At 42.6% G+C, this 15661-nt stretch carries 29 protein-coding genes; 28 read left to right on the plus strand and 1 reads right to left on the minus strand.

Features of this window, described 5'->3' with window-relative positions:
- Positions 1-160: 160 nt before the first annotated feature.
- Positions 161-1030 carry a class I SAM-dependent methyltransferase gene (locus G586_RS0107095; protein WP_026527206.1) on the minus strand — a complete coding sequence of 290 codons (870 nt, stop codon included), beginning with the start codon at positions 1028-1030 and terminating at the stop codon, positions 161-163.
- 599 nt (positions 1031-1629) lie between these two features.
- Between G586_RS0107095 and rpsJ the strand changes: the two genes are divergently transcribed.
- The 28 genes from rpsJ (at position 1630) to rpsK (ending at position 15514) form a co-directional block, all read left to right on the plus strand.
- Positions 1630-1941 carry a 30S ribosomal protein S10 gene (rpsJ, locus tag G586_RS0107100; protein ID WP_022761340.1) on the plus strand — a complete coding sequence of 104 codons (312 nt, stop codon included), beginning with the start codon at positions 1630-1632 and terminating at the stop codon, positions 1939-1941.
- A gap of 145 nt (positions 1942-2086) precedes the next feature.
- Positions 2087-2770: a 50S ribosomal protein L3 gene (gene rplC, locus G586_RS0107105; protein WP_022761339.1), complete on the plus strand. Its 684-nt coding sequence runs from the start codon at positions 2087-2089 to the stop codon at positions 2768-2770.
- Between the two features lie 26 nt (positions 2771-2796).
- Entirely contained in the window at positions 2797-3420 is a 624-nt protein-coding gene (rplD, locus tag G586_RS0107110; protein WP_026527207.1) for a 50S ribosomal protein L4, read from the plus strand.
- Positions 3420-3719, plus strand: coding sequence for a 50S ribosomal protein L23 (rplW, locus tag G586_RS0107115; RefSeq protein ID WP_022761337.1), 300 nt, complete (start codon positions 3420-3422; stop codon positions 3717-3719). Before rplD ends, rplW begins: the two co-directional genes overlap by 1 nt.
- Positions 3720-3807: 88 nt before the next feature.
- Entirely contained in the window at positions 3808-4650 is an 843-nt protein-coding gene (rplB, locus tag G586_RS0107120) for a 50S ribosomal protein L2 (RefSeq protein WP_026527208.1), read from the plus strand.
- 33 nt (positions 4651-4683) lie between these two features.
- Positions 4684-4965: a 30S ribosomal protein S19 gene (gene rpsS, locus G586_RS0107125; RefSeq protein ID WP_022761335.1), complete on the plus strand. Its 282-nt coding sequence runs from the start codon at positions 4684-4686 to the stop codon at positions 4963-4965.
- Positions 4966-5005: 40 nt separating this feature from the next.
- Positions 5006-5392 (plus strand): 50S ribosomal protein L22, encoded by a 387-nt coding sequence (gene rplV, locus G586_RS22070; RefSeq protein WP_035772712.1) that lies wholly within the window; start codon positions 5006-5008, stop codon positions 5390-5392.
- Positions 5393-5412: 20 nt separating this feature from the next.
- Positions 5413-6084, plus strand: a complete 672-nt coding sequence (gene rpsC / locus G586_RS0107135; protein ID WP_022761333.1) for a 30S ribosomal protein S3 — start codon at positions 5413-5415, stop codon at positions 6082-6084.
- Entirely contained in the window at positions 6084-6521 is a 438-nt protein-coding gene (gene rplP / locus G586_RS0107140) for a 50S ribosomal protein L16 (RefSeq protein ID WP_022761332.1), read from the plus strand. The genes rpsC and rplP overlap by 1 nt, the downstream gene beginning before the upstream one ends.
- The gene (rpmC, locus tag G586_RS0107145; protein WP_026527209.1) at positions 6511-6714 is read left to right on the plus strand and encodes a 50S ribosomal protein L29; all 204 of its coding nucleotides are present in this window, start codon (positions 6511-6513) and stop codon (positions 6712-6714) included. Before rplP ends, rpmC begins: the two co-directional genes overlap by 11 nt.
- A gap of 23 nt (positions 6715-6737) precedes the next feature.
- The gene (gene rpsQ, locus G586_RS0107150) at positions 6738-6992 is read left to right on the plus strand and encodes a 30S ribosomal protein S17 (protein WP_022761330.1); all 255 of its coding nucleotides are present in this window, start codon (positions 6738-6740) and stop codon (positions 6990-6992) included.
- Positions 6993-7025: 33 nt separating this feature from the next.
- The gene (gene rplN, locus G586_RS0107155; RefSeq protein WP_026527210.1) at positions 7026-7394 is read left to right on the plus strand and encodes a 50S ribosomal protein L14; all 369 of its coding nucleotides are present in this window, start codon (positions 7026-7028) and stop codon (positions 7392-7394) included.
- A gap of 11 nt (positions 7395-7405) precedes the next feature.
- Entirely contained in the window at positions 7406-7717 is a 312-nt protein-coding gene (rplX, locus tag G586_RS0107160) for a 50S ribosomal protein L24 (protein ID WP_026527211.1), read from the plus strand.
- Positions 7718-7738: 21 nt separating this feature from the next.
- Positions 7739-8278 carry a 50S ribosomal protein L5 gene (gene rplE, locus G586_RS0107165; protein WP_026527212.1) on the plus strand — a complete coding sequence of 180 codons (540 nt, stop codon included), beginning with the start codon at positions 7739-7741 and terminating at the stop codon, positions 8276-8278.
- Positions 8279-8296: 18 nt separating this feature from the next.
- A complete protein-coding gene (locus G586_RS0107170; RefSeq protein ID WP_022761326.1) occupies positions 8297-8482 on the plus strand; it encodes a type Z 30S ribosomal protein S14 in 186 nt (61 codons plus the stop codon).
- A gap of 86 nt (positions 8483-8568) precedes the next feature.
- Positions 8569-8970: a 30S ribosomal protein S8 gene (rpsH, locus tag G586_RS0107175; RefSeq protein WP_026527213.1), complete on the plus strand. Its 402-nt coding sequence runs from the start codon at positions 8569-8571 to the stop codon at positions 8968-8970.
- A gap of 15 nt (positions 8971-8985) precedes the next feature.
- Positions 8986-9525: a 50S ribosomal protein L6 gene (rplF, locus tag G586_RS0107180; RefSeq protein WP_026527214.1), complete on the plus strand. Its 540-nt coding sequence runs from the start codon at positions 8986-8988 to the stop codon at positions 9523-9525.
- Positions 9526-9544: 19 nt separating this feature from the next.
- The gene (rplR, locus tag G586_RS0107185) at positions 9545-9913 is read left to right on the plus strand and encodes a 50S ribosomal protein L18 (protein ID WP_026511458.1); all 369 of its coding nucleotides are present in this window, start codon (positions 9545-9547) and stop codon (positions 9911-9913) included.
- A 16-nt stretch (positions 9914-9929) separates the two neighbouring features.
- Entirely contained in the window at positions 9930-10439 is a 510-nt protein-coding gene (gene rpsE / locus G586_RS0107190; RefSeq protein WP_026527215.1) for a 30S ribosomal protein S5, read from the plus strand.
- Between the two features lie 32 nt (positions 10440-10471).
- Positions 10472-10675 carry a 50S ribosomal protein L30 gene (rpmD, locus tag G586_RS0107195; protein WP_022761321.1) on the plus strand — a complete coding sequence of 68 codons (204 nt, stop codon included), beginning with the start codon at positions 10472-10474 and terminating at the stop codon, positions 10673-10675.
- 15 nt (positions 10676-10690) lie between these two features.
- Entirely contained in the window at positions 10691-11131 is a 441-nt protein-coding gene (gene rplO / locus G586_RS0107200) for a 50S ribosomal protein L15 (protein WP_026527216.1), read from the plus strand.
- Positions 11131-12447 carry a preprotein translocase subunit SecY gene (gene secY / locus G586_RS0107205; RefSeq protein ID WP_026527217.1) on the plus strand — a complete coding sequence of 439 codons (1317 nt, stop codon included), beginning with the start codon at positions 11131-11133 and terminating at the stop codon, positions 12445-12447. The genes rplO and secY overlap by 1 nt, the downstream gene beginning before the upstream one ends.
- A 92-nt stretch (positions 12448-12539) precedes the next feature.
- Positions 12540-13181, plus strand: coding sequence for an adenylate kinase (locus G586_RS0107210; RefSeq protein WP_026527218.1), 642 nt, complete (start codon positions 12540-12542; stop codon positions 13179-13181).
- Positions 13182-13199: 18 nt separating this feature from the next.
- On the plus strand, positions 13200-13958 hold the full coding sequence (gene map, locus G586_RS0107215) for a type I methionyl aminopeptidase (protein WP_026527219.1): 759 nt from the start codon (positions 13200-13202) through the stop codon (positions 13956-13958).
- A 40-nt stretch (positions 13959-13998) separates the two neighbouring features.
- The gene (gene infA / locus G586_RS0107220) at positions 13999-14217 is read left to right on the plus strand and encodes a translation initiation factor IF-1 (protein WP_022761316.1); all 219 of its coding nucleotides are present in this window, start codon (positions 13999-14001) and stop codon (positions 14215-14217) included.
- A 184-nt stretch (positions 14218-14401) separates the two neighbouring features.
- The gene (gene rpmJ, locus G586_RS0107225) at positions 14402-14515 is read left to right on the plus strand and encodes a 50S ribosomal protein L36 (protein WP_022754357.1); all 114 of its coding nucleotides are present in this window, start codon (positions 14402-14404) and stop codon (positions 14513-14515) included.
- Positions 14516-14683: 168 nt separating this feature from the next.
- Positions 14684-15052: a 30S ribosomal protein S13 gene (rpsM, locus tag G586_RS0107230; protein WP_022761315.1), complete on the plus strand. Its 369-nt coding sequence runs from the start codon at positions 14684-14686 to the stop codon at positions 15050-15052.
- A gap of 63 nt (positions 15053-15115) precedes the next feature.
- Positions 15116-15514: a 30S ribosomal protein S11 gene (rpsK, locus tag G586_RS0107235; RefSeq protein ID WP_022761314.1), complete on the plus strand. Its 399-nt coding sequence runs from the start codon at positions 15116-15118 to the stop codon at positions 15512-15514.
- Positions 15515-15661: the final 147 nt, after the last annotated feature.

Raw genomic sequence — 15661 nt, forward strand, 5'->3', positions numbered from 1 at the left:
TATATAAAAGGATTATTGTTAGAGATTATTAAAATGAAAAAAGCCATTCTAAGAAAGTCGATTAACGGCATCTTAGGATGGCTTATTTGTTTCCTTAATAATCATATAGCGAAAACTGCAGTGAATGACAATCGCTTATGATATATATGAAGCTTTTTTGTTAATCGTTTTTGGCTGTCCATCTGCCGCTGGCACCGCAGGGAAGAACAAGTCCGTTCGATGAAACAGGAAGACCAACTTCGTCAGCCTCAACCACTCCTTCATGAAGCGGATCAATGGCTGTATGGATCATATAGGAAAGGACAGCCGGCTGGAGTCCGGTCGTATATGAATTAATAAGGAAGAAAAGAGGTTTGTCTGAAAGGAGCTGAACGCTTCTTAATATAAGATCGTAAACGCAGTCCTCAATTTTCCATATCTCACCCTTGGGACCTCTTCCATAAGAAGGGGGATCCATGATGATTCCGTCATAGTGATTGCCTCGTCTGATTTCTCTATCAACAAATTTGCCACAGTCATCAACCAGCCATCTTATTGGAGCATCCGCAAGACCTGATGCAGCAGCGTTCTCCTTTGCCCACTGTACCATGCCCTTTGCGGCATCAACATGAGTTACTGAAGCACCCGCCTTGGCTGCTGATACAGTAGCGCCACCGGTATAAGCAAAGAGATTCAGAACCTTTATCGGTCTGTCTGCACCGCGGATAAGCTCTGAAAACCAATCCCAGTTGGCTGCCTGCTCAGGGAAAAGACCGGTGTGTTTAAAACTGAAGGGCTTTAAATGAAAAGTAAGGTCTTTATAATTTATTGCCCATTCCTCAGGGAGTGAACGGAAATCCCATTCGCCGCCACCTTTGTTGCTTCTCTGATAACGGGCATTCCACTTTTTCCAGCCCATGTGTTTTTTATTGGTATTCCAGATTACCTGGGGATCGGGACGAACAAGCATATAATCGCCCCATCTCTCGAGCTTCTCGCCACCTGAAGTATCTATTACTTCGTAATCTTTCCAATTTTCTGCAATCCACATAAATTGTGACTCCTTATCTGCTTATGTGTCGGCTTCCTATTATATAGAAGAAATAGGATTGCCATTTAGATCCGACGTGGTATAATGCAATAGTTTAAATGTTAAAACAAGTGTACCACGTTTGTTTTGATAAAAGTATATGGTTTGTTCTATTAATAATAGAAGAAACAAATATAGATTGTATCCGAAAATGCATAAAATGCTAGCGTATGCATAAAATAGATTAAAAAACATCAAGTCGGAATTGCTAAAATTGCCTATATTTATAAAAAAGTGATTAATTTTGAAAATAACGCTTGCATGAAATGAAAAAATAGGATATAGTTATCCATGCTGTGACATGATAGCTGTGAAGCGTGAGGTTGCTGCCTTATCCAGTGAGGCAGGTTTTCCGTGGAGCGAATGTCAAGAGACCGCAAGGTCAGACAATCTGACGACAAGTCACTGTACAAACAAATTGTCTACGAAGCTTAGCGAGTAGAAACGACGTGTGAGAACGGGATGCGAATGGTTCGGGTCCATGACACACACGGGAGAGTGTACAGTCACCGCTTGTCGTACTTATCTAATTAAAGTGCGAAAAGGAGGCGACTTTTTTTATGGCAAATCAGGTAATGAGAATTACATTGAAGGCGTATGATCATCAGCTCGTTGATGCTTCTGCTAAGAAGATCATTGAGACTGTAAAGAAGAACGGATCTCAGGTTAGCGGACCTGTACCGCTTCCGACAAAGAAGGAAGTAGTTACAATTCTCCGTGCTGTACATAAGTACAAGGATTCCAGAGAGCAGTTCGAGCAGAGAACTCACAAGAGACTGATCGACATCATCACACCTACACCTAAGACTGTTGAGGCCCTTCAGAGACTGGAGATGCCCGCAGGTGTCAACATCAACATCAAGATGAAATAATTCATCGATAACTAATGTTAAACCTCTACTAGTATGATGCGAGACGAATGATGCCGTGAAAACTGGAGAGTTGCCAATGTGCAATTAAAGCGACATTTCGAACGATTTAAGCATCCGCTGTAGATGTAATAAGGAGGTAAATACAATGAAGAAGGCTATCTTAGCTACGAAGATCGGTATGACACAGATCTTCAACGAAGACGGTTCACTTGTTCCTGTAACTGTTTTACAGGCAGGCCCCTGTGTAGTAACACAGATCAAGACCGTTGAGAACGATGGTTACAGTGCAGTTCAGGTTGGCTATGTTGATAAGAAAGAAAAGATCATCAACAGAGACAAGAACGGCAAGAAGACAATCGTACATGCACATGGTGTAAATAAGGCTCAGCAGGGTCACTTCAAGAAGGCTGGCGTATCATGCAAGAGATTCGTTCGCGAGTTCAAGTTTGAGAACGCAGCTGAGTACGAGCTTGGAAGTGAGATTAAGGCAGATATCTTCGCTGCAGGCGACAAGATTGATGCTACAGCAACATCCAAGGGTAAGGGATTCCAGGGCGCCATCAAGAAGAATGGTCAGCACAGAGGACCCATGGCTCATGGTTCTAAGTTCCACCGTCATCAGGGTTCTAACGGATCCAGTTCTGATCCGAGCCGTGTATTCAAGGGAAAAGGAATGCCTGGTCACATGGGAAGCGTAAAGGTAACTGTTCAGAATCTTGAAGTTGTTCGCGTAGACGCTGACAAGAATCTGATCCTTGTAAAGGGCGCAATACCCGGACCTAAGAAGGGACTTGTAACAATCAAGGAAACCACAAAGGTTGAGGCATAACTTTTCACGAAAGGAGGAACATACAGATGGCTAACGTATCTGTTTACAATATGGAAGGCAAAGAAGTTGGCAGCATCGATCTTAATGATGCCATTTTCGGAGTTGAAGTAAATGAACATCTTGTACATCTGGCAGTTGTTCAGCAGCTTGCTAACAATCGTCAGGGTACTCAGAAGGCAAAGACACGTTCCGAAGTTAGCGGAGGTGGTCGTAAGCCTTGGAGACAGAAGGGAACCGGTCATGCAAGACAGGGTTCAACAAGATCTCCTCAGTGGACAGGCGGCGGTGTAGTATTCGCACCCGTTCCGAGAGATTATTCCTTCAAGATGAACCAGAAGGAGAAGAGAGCAGCTCTTAAGTCTGCACTCACAGATAAGGTTCAGACAGGTAAGCTTATCGTTCTTGACGAGCTTAAGATGGATGAGTTTAAGACCAAGAAGTTTGCAGAGGTTATGAACAACCTCAAGGCTACACGTAAGGCACTTGTTGTTGTTGCAGACAACGATGCTAAGGTTGTTAAGTCAGCAAGCAATCTTCCTGAGGTTAAGACAGCGCTTACAAACACAATCAATGTATATGATATCGTAAACGCTCATACACTCGTTCTTACAAAGGACGCAGTTGCAAAGATTGAGGAGGTGTATGCATAATGGCAGCATTACAGTACTATGACGTAATCCTTGAGCCTGTACTTACAGAGAAGAGCATGAATGCCATGGGCGAAAAGAAATACACTTTCTTCGTTCATCCTGAAGCTAACAAGACTCAGATAAAGGAAGCAGTTGAGAAGATGTTCGATGGCGCTAAGGTTTCTAAGGTAAACACACTTAACGCAAACGGCAAGCTTAAGAGACGCGGAATGACCTACGGCAGAACTGCTAAGATCAAGAAGGCAATCGTTCAGCTTACTGCAGACAGCAAGGACATCGAGATTTTCCAGGGACTTTGATAACAACTAATTAACTATACGCACAGGATCAATGCAAAGTCCGGATCCGGGTTTATAACCGTGCGTGATATCTAAAAGGAGAAGAATCATGGGAATTAAGAAATACGGCCCATATACACCGTCCAGAAGAAATATGACAGGTTCTGATTTCTCAGAGATCACAAAGACAACACCTGAGAAGAGCCTCCTTGTTTCTAAGAATTCTAAGGCTGGACGTAACAACCAGGGTAAAATCACTGTAAGACATCGCGGTGGCGGTGGAAGAAGAAAATACAGAATCATCGACTTCAAGCGTTACAAAGATGAGTGCACAGCAAAGGTTATCGGTATCGAGTACGATCCTAACAGAACTGCAAACATCGCACTGCTTGAGTATGAGGATGGCACAAAGGCTTATATCCTTGCTCCTCAGGGACTTAAGGATGGCATGACAATCATGAATGGTCCTGCAGCCGAGGTTCGTATTGGTAACTGCCTCCCTCTTGCAAACATTCCTGTCGGTGAAAGCGTACACAACATCGAGCTTTATCCCGGAAGAGGCGGTCAGCTTGTTCGTTCAGCTGGTAACTCCGCTCAGCTTATGGCTAAGGAAGGTAAGTATGCAACACTTCGTCTTCCTTCTGGCGAGATGAGACTTGTTCCGATCGAGTGTCGTGCAACAATTGGTACAGTTGGTAACATTGATCATAACCTTATCAACATCGGTAAAGCTGGTCGTAAGCGTCACATGGGCATTCGTCCTACAGTTCGTGGATCAGTTATGAACCCGAATGATCACCCGCACGGAGGTGGTGAAGGTAGAGCACCTATCGGTCGTTCTGGTCCTAGCACACCTTGGGGTAAGCCTGCTCTTGGTTACAAGACACGTAAGAAGAAAAAGGCTTCTAACAAGATGATCATTAGAAGAAGAGATGGTAAGGCTATCAAGTAATTGATGCCTGATTGATAGAAAAGGAGAATGACAATGTCTAGATCACTTAAAAAGGGACCTTTCGCAGATGCTAGTCTGCTTAAGAAGATCGATGCAATGAATGCAGAGAATCAGAAGCAAATCGTTAAGACATGGTCCCGTCGTTCCACGATTTTCCCTTCCTTCGTTGGACACACAATCGCTGTTCATGACGGAAGAAAGCATATTCCGGTATATGTAACGGAAGATATGGTTGGTCACAAGCTTGGTGAGTTCGTTCCTACAAGAACCTACAGAGGTCATGCAGGCGCCGAGAAGAAGGGCGGAGTTCGCTAAGTCCGTGTGACTTGGTTCAACATTGAAAGGAGGCAAATCTATGGCAACAGCACATAGATCTCAAGTAAAGAGAGAGAGAAATGCTCAGAAGGATTCAAGACCTTCAGCAAAATTATCTTACGCAAGAATCCCTGTTCAGAAGGCATGCTTCGTAATGGATGCCATCAGGGGTAAAGACGTTGAGACAGCACTTGCTATCCTGGAGTACAATCCGAGATACGCTTCCAGCGTTATTTATAAGTTACTTAATTCTGCAATTGCAAATGCTGAGAACAACAACGGCATGAACAGAGCAAATCTGTACATTGCAGAGTGCAATGCAAGCAATGGCCCGATTATGAAGAGAATTCAGCCTAGAGCTCAGGGTAGAGCTTACAGAATTCAGAAGAGATTAAGCCATTTGACTGTAATTCTGGATGAGAGATAAGAAAGGAGAAAGTAAGTTCAATGGGACAGAAAGTTAATCCTCATGGCCTCAGAGTCGGCATCATTGCAGATTGGGATTCCAAATGGTACGCAGAGAACAATGAGTTCGCAGACAACCTTGTTGAAGATTACAAGATCAGAAAGTTTCTGAAGAAGAAGCTTTACGCAGCTGGTATCTCCAAGATCGAGATCGAGAGAGCATCCGATCGCGTTAAGGTTATCGTTTACACAGCTAAGCCCGGTTTCGTTATCGGTAAGGGTGGTGCTGAGATCGAAGTTACAAAGAAAGAGCTTTCAAAGCTTACAGACAAGAAGGTTCTTGTTGATATTAAAGAAATCAAGAAGCCAGATAAGGACGCTCAGCTTGTTGCAGAGAACATTGCACAGCAGCTTGAGAATCGTGTATCCTTCCGTCGTGCTATGAAGTCCTGCATGAGCAGAACTATGAAGACAGACGCACAGGGTATCAAGGCTTGCTGCAGCGGACGTCTTGGTGGTGCTGATATCGCTCGTAGCGAGTTCTACAGCGAGGGCACAATCCCGCTTCAGACACTTAGAGCAGATATTGATTATGGATTTGCTGAGGCAGATACAACCTATGGTAAGGTTGGTGTTAAGGTATGGATCTATAAGGGTGAAGTACTTCCCACCAAAGCATCCGAGAATTCAGATAAGGAAGGGAGCGATAAATAATGTTAATGCCGAAGAGAGTAAAGCATCGTAAGCAGTTCCGCGGTTCTATGGCTGGTAAGGCTACACGCGGCAACACAATCGCATACGGTGAGTATGGAATAGTAGCGCTTGAGCCCTGCTGGATTCGTTCAAATCAGATCGAGGCAGCCCGTGTCGCTATGACTCGTTTCATCAAGCGTGGTGGTCAGGTTTGGATCAAGATTTTCCCTGACAAGCCTGTTACAGCAAAGCCTGCTGAAACTCGTATGGGTTCCGGTAAGGGTTCTGTAGATTACTGGGTAGCAGTTGTTAAGCCTGGACGTGTAATGTTTGAAATCGGCGGAGTCGATGAAGAAGTTGCAAGAGAAGCACTTCGTCTTGCAACACACAAACTTCCTTGCAAGTGCAAGATCGTTTCAAAGGCTGATTTGGAAGGCGGTGCATCCAATGAAAACTAATAAGTATGTAGAAGAGCTGAAAGCTAAGTCTGCTGAGGAACTCAGCCAGGAGCTTGTATCAGCTAAAAAGGAACTTTTTAATCTGAGATTCCAGAATGCAACTAACCAGCTGGATAACACAGCAAGAATTACTGAGGTTAGAAAGAATATTGCTAGAATTCAGACTGTGATCACACAGAAAGCAGCACAGTAATGGAATCCTGAAAGGAGTATATCGTGGAAAGAAATTTAAGAAAAACGCGTGTTGGTAAAGTAACAAGCGATAAGATGGATAAGACCATCGTTGTTTCCATCGAAGATCATGTAAAGCATCCTCTTTACAAGAAGATCGTAAAAAGAACCTATAAGCTGAAGGCTCATGATGAGAACAATGAGTGCCATATAGGTGATACAGTCAAGGTTATGGAAACAAGACCGATCTCTAAGGACAAGAGATGGAGACTGGTTCAGATTATTGAGCGTGCTAAGTAATTAGCTGATAGTTGATTATAAAGGAGAAATAACATGATTCAGCAGGAAAGCAGACTTAGAGTTGCTGATAACACCGGTGCAAAAGAGCTTTTGACTATCCGTGTTATGGGCGGTTCTACAAGAAGATATGCGAGAATCGGCGATGTGATTGTTGCTTCGGTTAAAGAAGCAACACCAGGCGGCGTTGTAAAGAAGGGTGATGTTGTTAAGGCAGTTGTAGTACGTACTGTTAAGGAGACTCGCCGTAAGGATGGTTCTTACATCCGTTTCGATGAGAACGCTGCAGTTATCATCAACGATGAAGGTAACCCGAAGGGAACTCGTATTTTTGGACCCGTTGCAAGAGAGCTTCGTGATAAGAAATACATGAAGATTCTTTCTCTCGCTCCGGAAGTATTATAAGGAGGCACCGAATGTCTACAAGTAAGATTAAGAAGGGCGACACCGTTAAGGTTATCGCTGGTAAGAGCAAAGATAAAGAAGGCAAGGTACTCTCCGTTGACACAAAGAATGGTAAGGTAGTAGTTGAGGGTGCTAACATGGTTACAAAGCACACAAAGCCCTCAGCAGCTAACCCCAACGGCGGTATCGTTCAGCAGGAAGCTCCCATGGACATCTCCAATGTTATGTATGTTCATAAGGGAAAGGCAACACGTGTTGGTTTCAAGGTTGAGGATGGTAAGAAGGTCCGCATTGCAAAATCAACTGGTGATGTCATTGACTGATAGGAAAGGAGGTAAGGAGCTTTGAGTAGATATAGAGATTTATATAAAGACGAGATCGTGAGCGCTATGACAAAGAAGTTCGGTTACAAGAACGTCATGGAAGTTCCGAAGCTCGATAAGATCGTAATCAATATGGCTGTAGGTGAAGCTAAGGAGAACGCTAAGGTTCTTGAGAATGCTGCAAACGATATGCAGATCATCTCCGGTCAGAAGCCTGTTTATACAAAGGCAAAGAAGTCCATCGCTAACTTCAAGATTAGAGAAGGTATGCCGATCGGATGTAAAGTAACTCTTCGTGGTGAGAAGATGTACGAGTTCATGGATCGCCTTGTAAACCTTGCACTTCCTCGTGTACGTGATTTCCGTGGTGTTAACCCTAACGCTTTCGACGGCAGAGGAAATTATGCTCTTGGTATCAAGGAGCAGCTTATTTTCCCTGAAATCGAGTACGATAAGGTTGATAAGACAAGAGGTATGGATATCATCTTCACAACAACTGCCAAGACTGATGAAGAGGCTCGTGAGCTTTTAACACTCTTCAACATGCCTTTCGCTAAGTAATAAGGAGGAATCGAACACATGGCTAAATTATCCATGAAGGTAAAGCAGCAGATGAAACCGAAGTTTTCTACACGTGCATACAACCGTTGCAGAATCTGCGGTCGTCCCCATGCTTATCTTAGAAAATACGGAATCTGCAGAATTTGTTTCCGTGAGTTAGCTTACAAGGGCGAGATCCCGGGTGTACGTAAGGCTAGTTGGTAATAAAAAACATTGCGGCTTCGTGTCTCTGTGCAGACGGGCACAGTAAGGCGGAGCAATAATAGAAAATTAAGGAGGCTTTTTCAAAAATGGCAATGAATGATCCTATTGCAGATATGCTTACAAGAATTCGTAATGCTAATACTGCAAAGCATGACACAGTTGACGTTCCTTCATCAAAGATGAAGCTTGCAATCGCAAACATTCTTCTTGAAGAAGGTTATATCAAGAAACTTGACGTTGTTGAAGAGAATGGTTTCAAGAATCTTCACATCACACTTAAGTACGGTGCTGACAGAAATGATAAGGTTATCACCGGATTGAAGAGAATTTCCAAACCCGGTCTGCGTGTATACGCAGGTAGAGAGGAGCTTCCGAGAGTACTTGGTGGTCTCGGTATCGCTATCATCTCAACAAACCAGGGTGTTGTAACTGATAAAAAAGCAAGAGAGCTCCAGGTTGGTGGCGAAGTTCTTGCATTTGTATGGTAAATTGGAGGTACGGGCATGTCACGAATTGGAAAAATGCCAATCGCGATTCCTGCTGGTGTAACAGTTGAAGTCGCAGAAAATAATAAGGTGACTGTTAAGGGTCCTAAGGGCACTCTTGAGAGAGTTTTCCCTGCAGAGATGCAGTTTGAGGAAAAAGACGGTCAGATCGAAGTAAAGAGACCTGATGATCAGAAGAAGACCAAAGCACTTCACGGACTTTCAAGAAGTCTTCTTAATAACATGGTTGTTGGTGTAACAAGCGGTTATGAGAAGAAGCTTGAAGTTAATGGTGTAGGTTACAGAGCAGCTAAGAATGGTAAGAAACTCACCTTAACACTTGGTTATTCACATCCGGTTGAGCTTGACGATCCAGAAGGAATCGAGACAGTTGTTGAAGGTAACGCTATTATCGTCAAGGGAATAGACAAAGAAAAGGTTGGCCAGCATGCAGCAATCATCAGAGAGAAGAGAGCTCCTGAGCCGTATAAGGGCAAGGGAATCAAGTACGCTGATGAAGTTATCCGCCGCAAGGTTGGTAAGACCGGTAAGAAGTAAGAGATAAGGAGAGTAAAAAATGGTTAGTAAAGAATCCAGACAGAAAAGTCGCGAAAAGAAGCATCTGAGAATTCGCAATCGTTTCAGCGGCACTGCTGAAAGACCGCGTCTTGCAGTTTTCAGAAGTAATAATCATATGTATGCTCAGGTTATCGATGATGTTGCCGGTAAGACACTCGTTTCTGCTTCCACACTTGAGAAGGACATTAAGTCAGCTCTGAAGGTTACAGATAATGTTGAAGCCGCTGCATATATTGGTGATGTTGTTGCTAAGAGAGCAATGGAGAAGGGTATCAAGGCTGTTGTTTTCGACAGAGGCGGTTACATCTACCATGGTAAGGTAGCAGCACTGGCTGAGGCAGCTAGAAAAGCAGGCTTAGAATTCTAAGGAAGGGAGAAAGATAATGAAGCGTACAATCGTTGATGCAAGTCAGCTTGAATTAACAGATAAAGTCGTTACCATCAAGCGAGTTACTAAGGTTGTAAAGGGTGGACGTAACATGAAGTTCACCGCACTCGTTGTAGTTGGTGACGGAAATGGTCACGTAGGTGTAGGTCTTGGAAAGTCAACCGAAATACCTGATGCTATCCGCAAGGGTAAGGAGGATGCTACAAAGAACCTCATCTGTGTACCGCTTGATGAGAACAACAGTATCACACATGATTTCGTTGGTAAGTTCGGTTCCGCAGAGGTTCTGCTTAAGAGATCTCCTGAAGGTACCGGTATCATCGCTGGTGGTCCTGCTCGTTCTGTATGTGAGCTTGCCGGAATCAAGAACATTCGTACAAAGTCTCTTGGTTCTAACAACAAGCAGAACGTAGTTTATGCAACCATCAATGGTCTTGCAAACCTTAAGACACCGGAAGAAGTTGCTAAGAAGCGTGGTAAGTCTGTAGAAGAAGTTATCGCTTAATCTAAGGCAACATCTAGTAAAGGAGAAAATCAATGGCAGCTAATAAAGAAAGTGGAAAGATGCTTAAAATCACATTGGTTAAGTCCACTATTGGTGCTGTTCCGAAGCAGGTTGCTACGGTAAAATCAATGGGATTTAAGAAGCTTAACAGCAGTGTTGAACTGCCGGATAACTCTGCAACCAGAGGTCAGATCCAGCAGATCAGACATCTCGTTAAGGTCGAAGAACTGAACTAATAAAGGAGGAAAGTCATGGAATTATCTAATTTGAGACCTGCTGAGGGTTCTGTTCAGAGTGACAATTTCAGAAGAGGCCGCGGTCATGGCTCAGGAAATGGCAAGACTGCAGGTAAGGGACACAAAGGACAGAAGGCTCGTTCAGGTGCTCCGAGACCCGGATTTGAAGGTGGACAGATGCCCCTTTTCCGTCGTCTTCCTAAGAGAGGATTCAAAAACATCAATTCAAAGAAGATCGTAGCTATAAATGTAAGTTCACTTGAGCGTTTCGAAAACGGTACCGTTGTAGACGTTCAGGCTCTTAAGGATAACGGCATTATCAAACATGAGTATGATGGTGTAAAGATACTTGGAAACGGTGAATTTACCAAAAAGCTTACGGTTAAAGTAAATGCATTCAGTGCATCTGCTAAAGAGAAAATCGAGGCTCTTGGGGGAACGGCAGAGGTGATTTGATGTTCACAACAATTAAGAACGCATTCAAAATCAAAGATATTCGATTAAAGTTATTATTCACATTTGCAATGCTTTTGGTGATTAGACTTGGATCAGCAATTCCTGTACCTGGAATGAATGTTAGTGTCTTCCAGGAGTGGTTTGCTGAACTGTCCAAAAACAATGCCTTTGGTTTTATGGATCGATTCACTGGTGGATCATTTGAGAATATGTCAATTTTGGCACTCAATATCACACCTTACATCACATCTTCTATTATTATCCAGCTTCTCACGATTGCTATTCCTAAGTTTGAGGAATGGCAGCGTGACGGAGAGGATGGGAGAAAAAAGCTTGCAGCACTCACACGTTATATCACTGTAGCACTTGCTCTTATTGAGTCAGTTGCTATGGCTATCGGCTTCTACAGAAGTGGATTCCTCATTGAGAAATCACCTTTGTATGTAGTAGAGATTGTTGCAGCGCTTACTGCCGGTAGTGCATTCCTTATGTGGATCGGTGAGCGTATAACAGATAATGGTGTAGGAAACGGTATATCTATCGTACTTACTATCAATATTATTTCAAGAATGCCTTCTGATCTGAGCAGTTTGTTTACACAGTTCGTAACAGGTAAGAATATTGCTAGAGGAGTGGTATCAGTAATCATTATCATTGCAGTAATTGTAGCAATGGTAGTTCTGGTTGTTCTTCTGAACGGCGCAGAGCGTAGGATTCCGGTACAGTATGCAAAGAAGATTCAGGGGAGAAAGACTTATGGTGGTAATCATTCAGAGATTCCGCTCAAGGTCAACACCGCAGGCGTTATGCCTATCATTTTTGCGATGTCTCTCTTCCAGTTCCCTATCGTTATCAGCCAGCTTGTTGGTTATAAGGGAACAGGTGCATGGAGTGAGATCCTTAAATTCTTGAATCAGGGTTATTGGTGCGATACCAAAAATCTTAAGTATTCAGTAGGTCTTGTTGTATACATATTACTACTTATATTCTTCGCTTATTTCTATACATCAATTACCTTCAATCCACTTGAGATTGCGGATAATATGAAAAAGCAGGGTGGCTTTATTCCTGGAATTCGTCCCGGAAAGCCCACAAGTGATTATTTAACAAACATTCTCAACTACATCATTTTCATAGGAGCTGTAGGACTTACAATTATTGGTGTCCTTCCTATTTTCTTCAATGGTGTATTTGGAGCAAACGTATCATTCGGTGGTACGAGCCTTATCATTGTTGTAAGTGTTATTCTTGAAACGGTGAAACAGATTGAATCACAGATGTTGGTACGTAATTATAAAGGTTTTTTAGATGATTAAAACTTGAGAGGTTTTGGAGCATACCGAAAGGTGTGTCTCCTAACCTCTTATTGTACATTTAAGAAAATACAATTATAGGAGTAATCTAAAGTATGAAAATAATAATGTTAGGTGCACCCGGTGCAGGTAAGGGAACACAGGCAAAAATGATTGCCGACAAGTATCAGGTTCCGCATATTTCTACAGGTGATATTTTCAGAGCAAATATCAAAAACGGAACTGAGCTTGGAAAGAAAGCTAAGTCATATATGGATCAGGGTCAGCTTGTTCCGGATGAACTTACTGTTGAGATTCTTCTTGACAGAGTTGCTCAGGATGATTGCAAGAATGGCTATGTTCTTGATGGATTCCCGAGAACAATTCCTCAGGCTGATGTTCTTGACAAAGAGCTTACAAAGCTTGGCGACAAGGTCGATTTTGCAATAAATGTTGATGTTCCGGATGAGAACATTATTCGTAGAATGTCAGGTAGAAGAGCTTGCCTTAAGTGCGGCGCTACATATCATATTGAGCACATTCCTCCGAAGCAGGAAGGAATTTGTGATACCTGCGGAAGTGAGCTTGTTCAGAGAGATGACGATAAGCCGGAGACAGTTAAGAACCGTCTTAACGTTTATCATGAGCAGACACAGCCTCTCATTGACTACTATACAAAGAAGAATATTCTTAAGACAGTCGATGGAACTAAGGATATGCAGGAAGTCTTTAATGAGATTACAGGTATTCTCGGTTAACCGATGAGGTAGCAAGTAATGCCGGTTACTATTAAAACAGACGAAGAATTGAACCTCATGAGAAAAGCAGGTGAGCTGCTGGCACAGGTTCATGAAGAACTGCATAATGCGCTCAGACCCGGGATTTCCACATTGGAGCTGGATGCTATCGGTGAAGAAGCTATTCGGAAACTTGGTGGAATACCAAACTGCAAAGATTATGAAGGATATCCCGCTTCAGTATGTATTTCTGTGAATGACGAGGTCGTACACGGAATACCCAAAGCGGAAACAATATTAAAAGAAGGAGATATTGTTTCTTTTGATACAGGGCTGATATATAAAGGATTTCATTCGGATGCGGCCAGGACCTGGGGAGTAGGACAAATATCTCCTGAAGCTCAGAAGCTGATAGATGTCACAAGGGAAAGTTTCTTTGAAGGCATCAAATATGCCAAGGCAGGTAATCATCTATATGACATTTCCAAGGCGATTGATAAATATATCAAGCCTCATGGTTATGGAATAGTAAGAGAACTTACCGGCCATGGGATTGGCAGAGAGCTTCATGAGGAACCTTATATCCCAAACTTCAGGAAACTGACAAGAGGAATTCTTCTTAAGCCTGGAATGACTCTATGCGTTGAACCAATGATCACAATGGGAAAAAGAAATATTGCATTCCTTGATGATGAGTGGACTGTTGTAACGCTTGACAGTTCTTTGGCAGCACATTATGAGAATACTATTGCAGTTACTCCTAATGGAGAACCCGAGATACTGACAATTTTAAAATGAACCATGTAAATAATGTGATACAGAAATGAGGTTAAATTAGATGTCTAAAGCAGATGTAATTGAAATTGAAGGAAAAGTTGTTGAGAAGCTTCCTAACACAATGTTCAGAGTTGAGCTTGAGAACGGTCACATCGTTCTTGCTCATATCAGTGGTAAGCTCAGACAGAACTTTATTCGTATTCTTCCCGGAGACAAGGTAACACTTGAGCTTTCACCCTATGATCTTACAAAGGGAAGAATTATTTGGAGAGATAAGTAATCACTTGGCTAGGTCCTTTCGAGCCTTTTGTATTACTTGATTTTAGTAAGTGAAGCGAAAGCAAAACTTCTTTTAAAATAGTACTTGTAAATAAACTCTATATATGTTATTATTGAATGCGGTCGTTTTTGAAAGGGTATAAGTATGCCCTTTTATACGCGTATATACCAGAAAGGAGTTACAAATGAAAGTTAGGTCTTCTGTTAAGCCTATGTGCGAAAAGTGCAAGGTTATCAAGAGAAAAGGCGTTATTCGTGTAATTTGCGAAAACCCTAAGCACAAGCAGAGACAGGGCTGATTCGAGTCATTTTGACATTACTTTTTGATACCAATGCGTATTGGAAAGATCGGATTAACTACTGTCCGATTGGGCTGAGTATTCGCCCCAATCAAACAAGTAACATTAAATTCGGAAACATTTGATTTCCGCAAACAAATCTTTTTTATTAAATGGAGGAATTTTAAAATGGCTCGTATTGCAGGTGTAGACTTACCTAGAGATAAGCGAGTTGAGATTGGTCTTACATACATCTATGGTATTGGTAGAACAAGCTCAAACAAAATACTTGCTGCTGCAAATGTAAACCCCGACACACGTGTTCGTGATCTTACAGATGATGAGGTTAAGAAGATTGCTGAGATCATCGGTAACGATTATGACGTAGAAGGTGATCTTAGAAGAGAGATCGCTATGAACATCAAGCGTCTTTCAGAAATCGGATGCTACAGAGGAATCCGTCACAGAAGAGGACTTCCTGTTCGTGGTCAGAGAACAAAGACCAACGCTAGAACAAGAAAAGGTCCCAAGAGAACAATCGCTAATAAGAAGAAGTAATTATTCTTATTATATAAACAGTAACTTTAGATAATTCATAGGAAGAAAGTAGGTTAGTTTAAAATGGCAAATCAGAAATCCAGTGCTTCAAAAACAAAGAAGCGTGTCAAGAAAAACGTTGAACACGGACAGGCACATATCCAGTCATCTTTCAATAACACAATCGTTACATTGACAGATGCTGCAGGAAACGCTCTTAGCTGGGCAAGTGCCGGCGGTCTTGGTTTTAAAGGTTCAAGGAAATCTACTCCATATGCTGCACAGATGGCTGCAGAGACAGCAACAAAGGCTGCACTTATTCATGGCCTTAAGACTGTTGATGTCTTTGTAAAGGGACCGGGTTCAGGAAGAGAAGCTGCTATCAGAGCTCTTGCTGCAAGTGGTCTTACTGTTACCAGTATTACGGATGTAACTCCCGTACCTCATAACGGATGCCGCCCGCCCAAGCGCCGCAGAGTATAATCCTATTATGATATTCACTCAGAGCCTGCGTTTTTACGTCTGGCTCTGATGGAGTATATAGACACTATTAACATTTACTCGTTGGAAGAAGGCGCATTTGTGTCGCGCTGTAAACAACAGTCAGGATTTATCCTGAACAAGAAAGGA

The sequence above is a fragment of the Butyrivibrio sp. VCD2006 genome, assembly GCF_000423925.1.
Classification (GTDB): domain Bacteria; phylum Bacillota; class Clostridia; order Lachnospirales; family Lachnospiraceae; genus Butyrivibrio.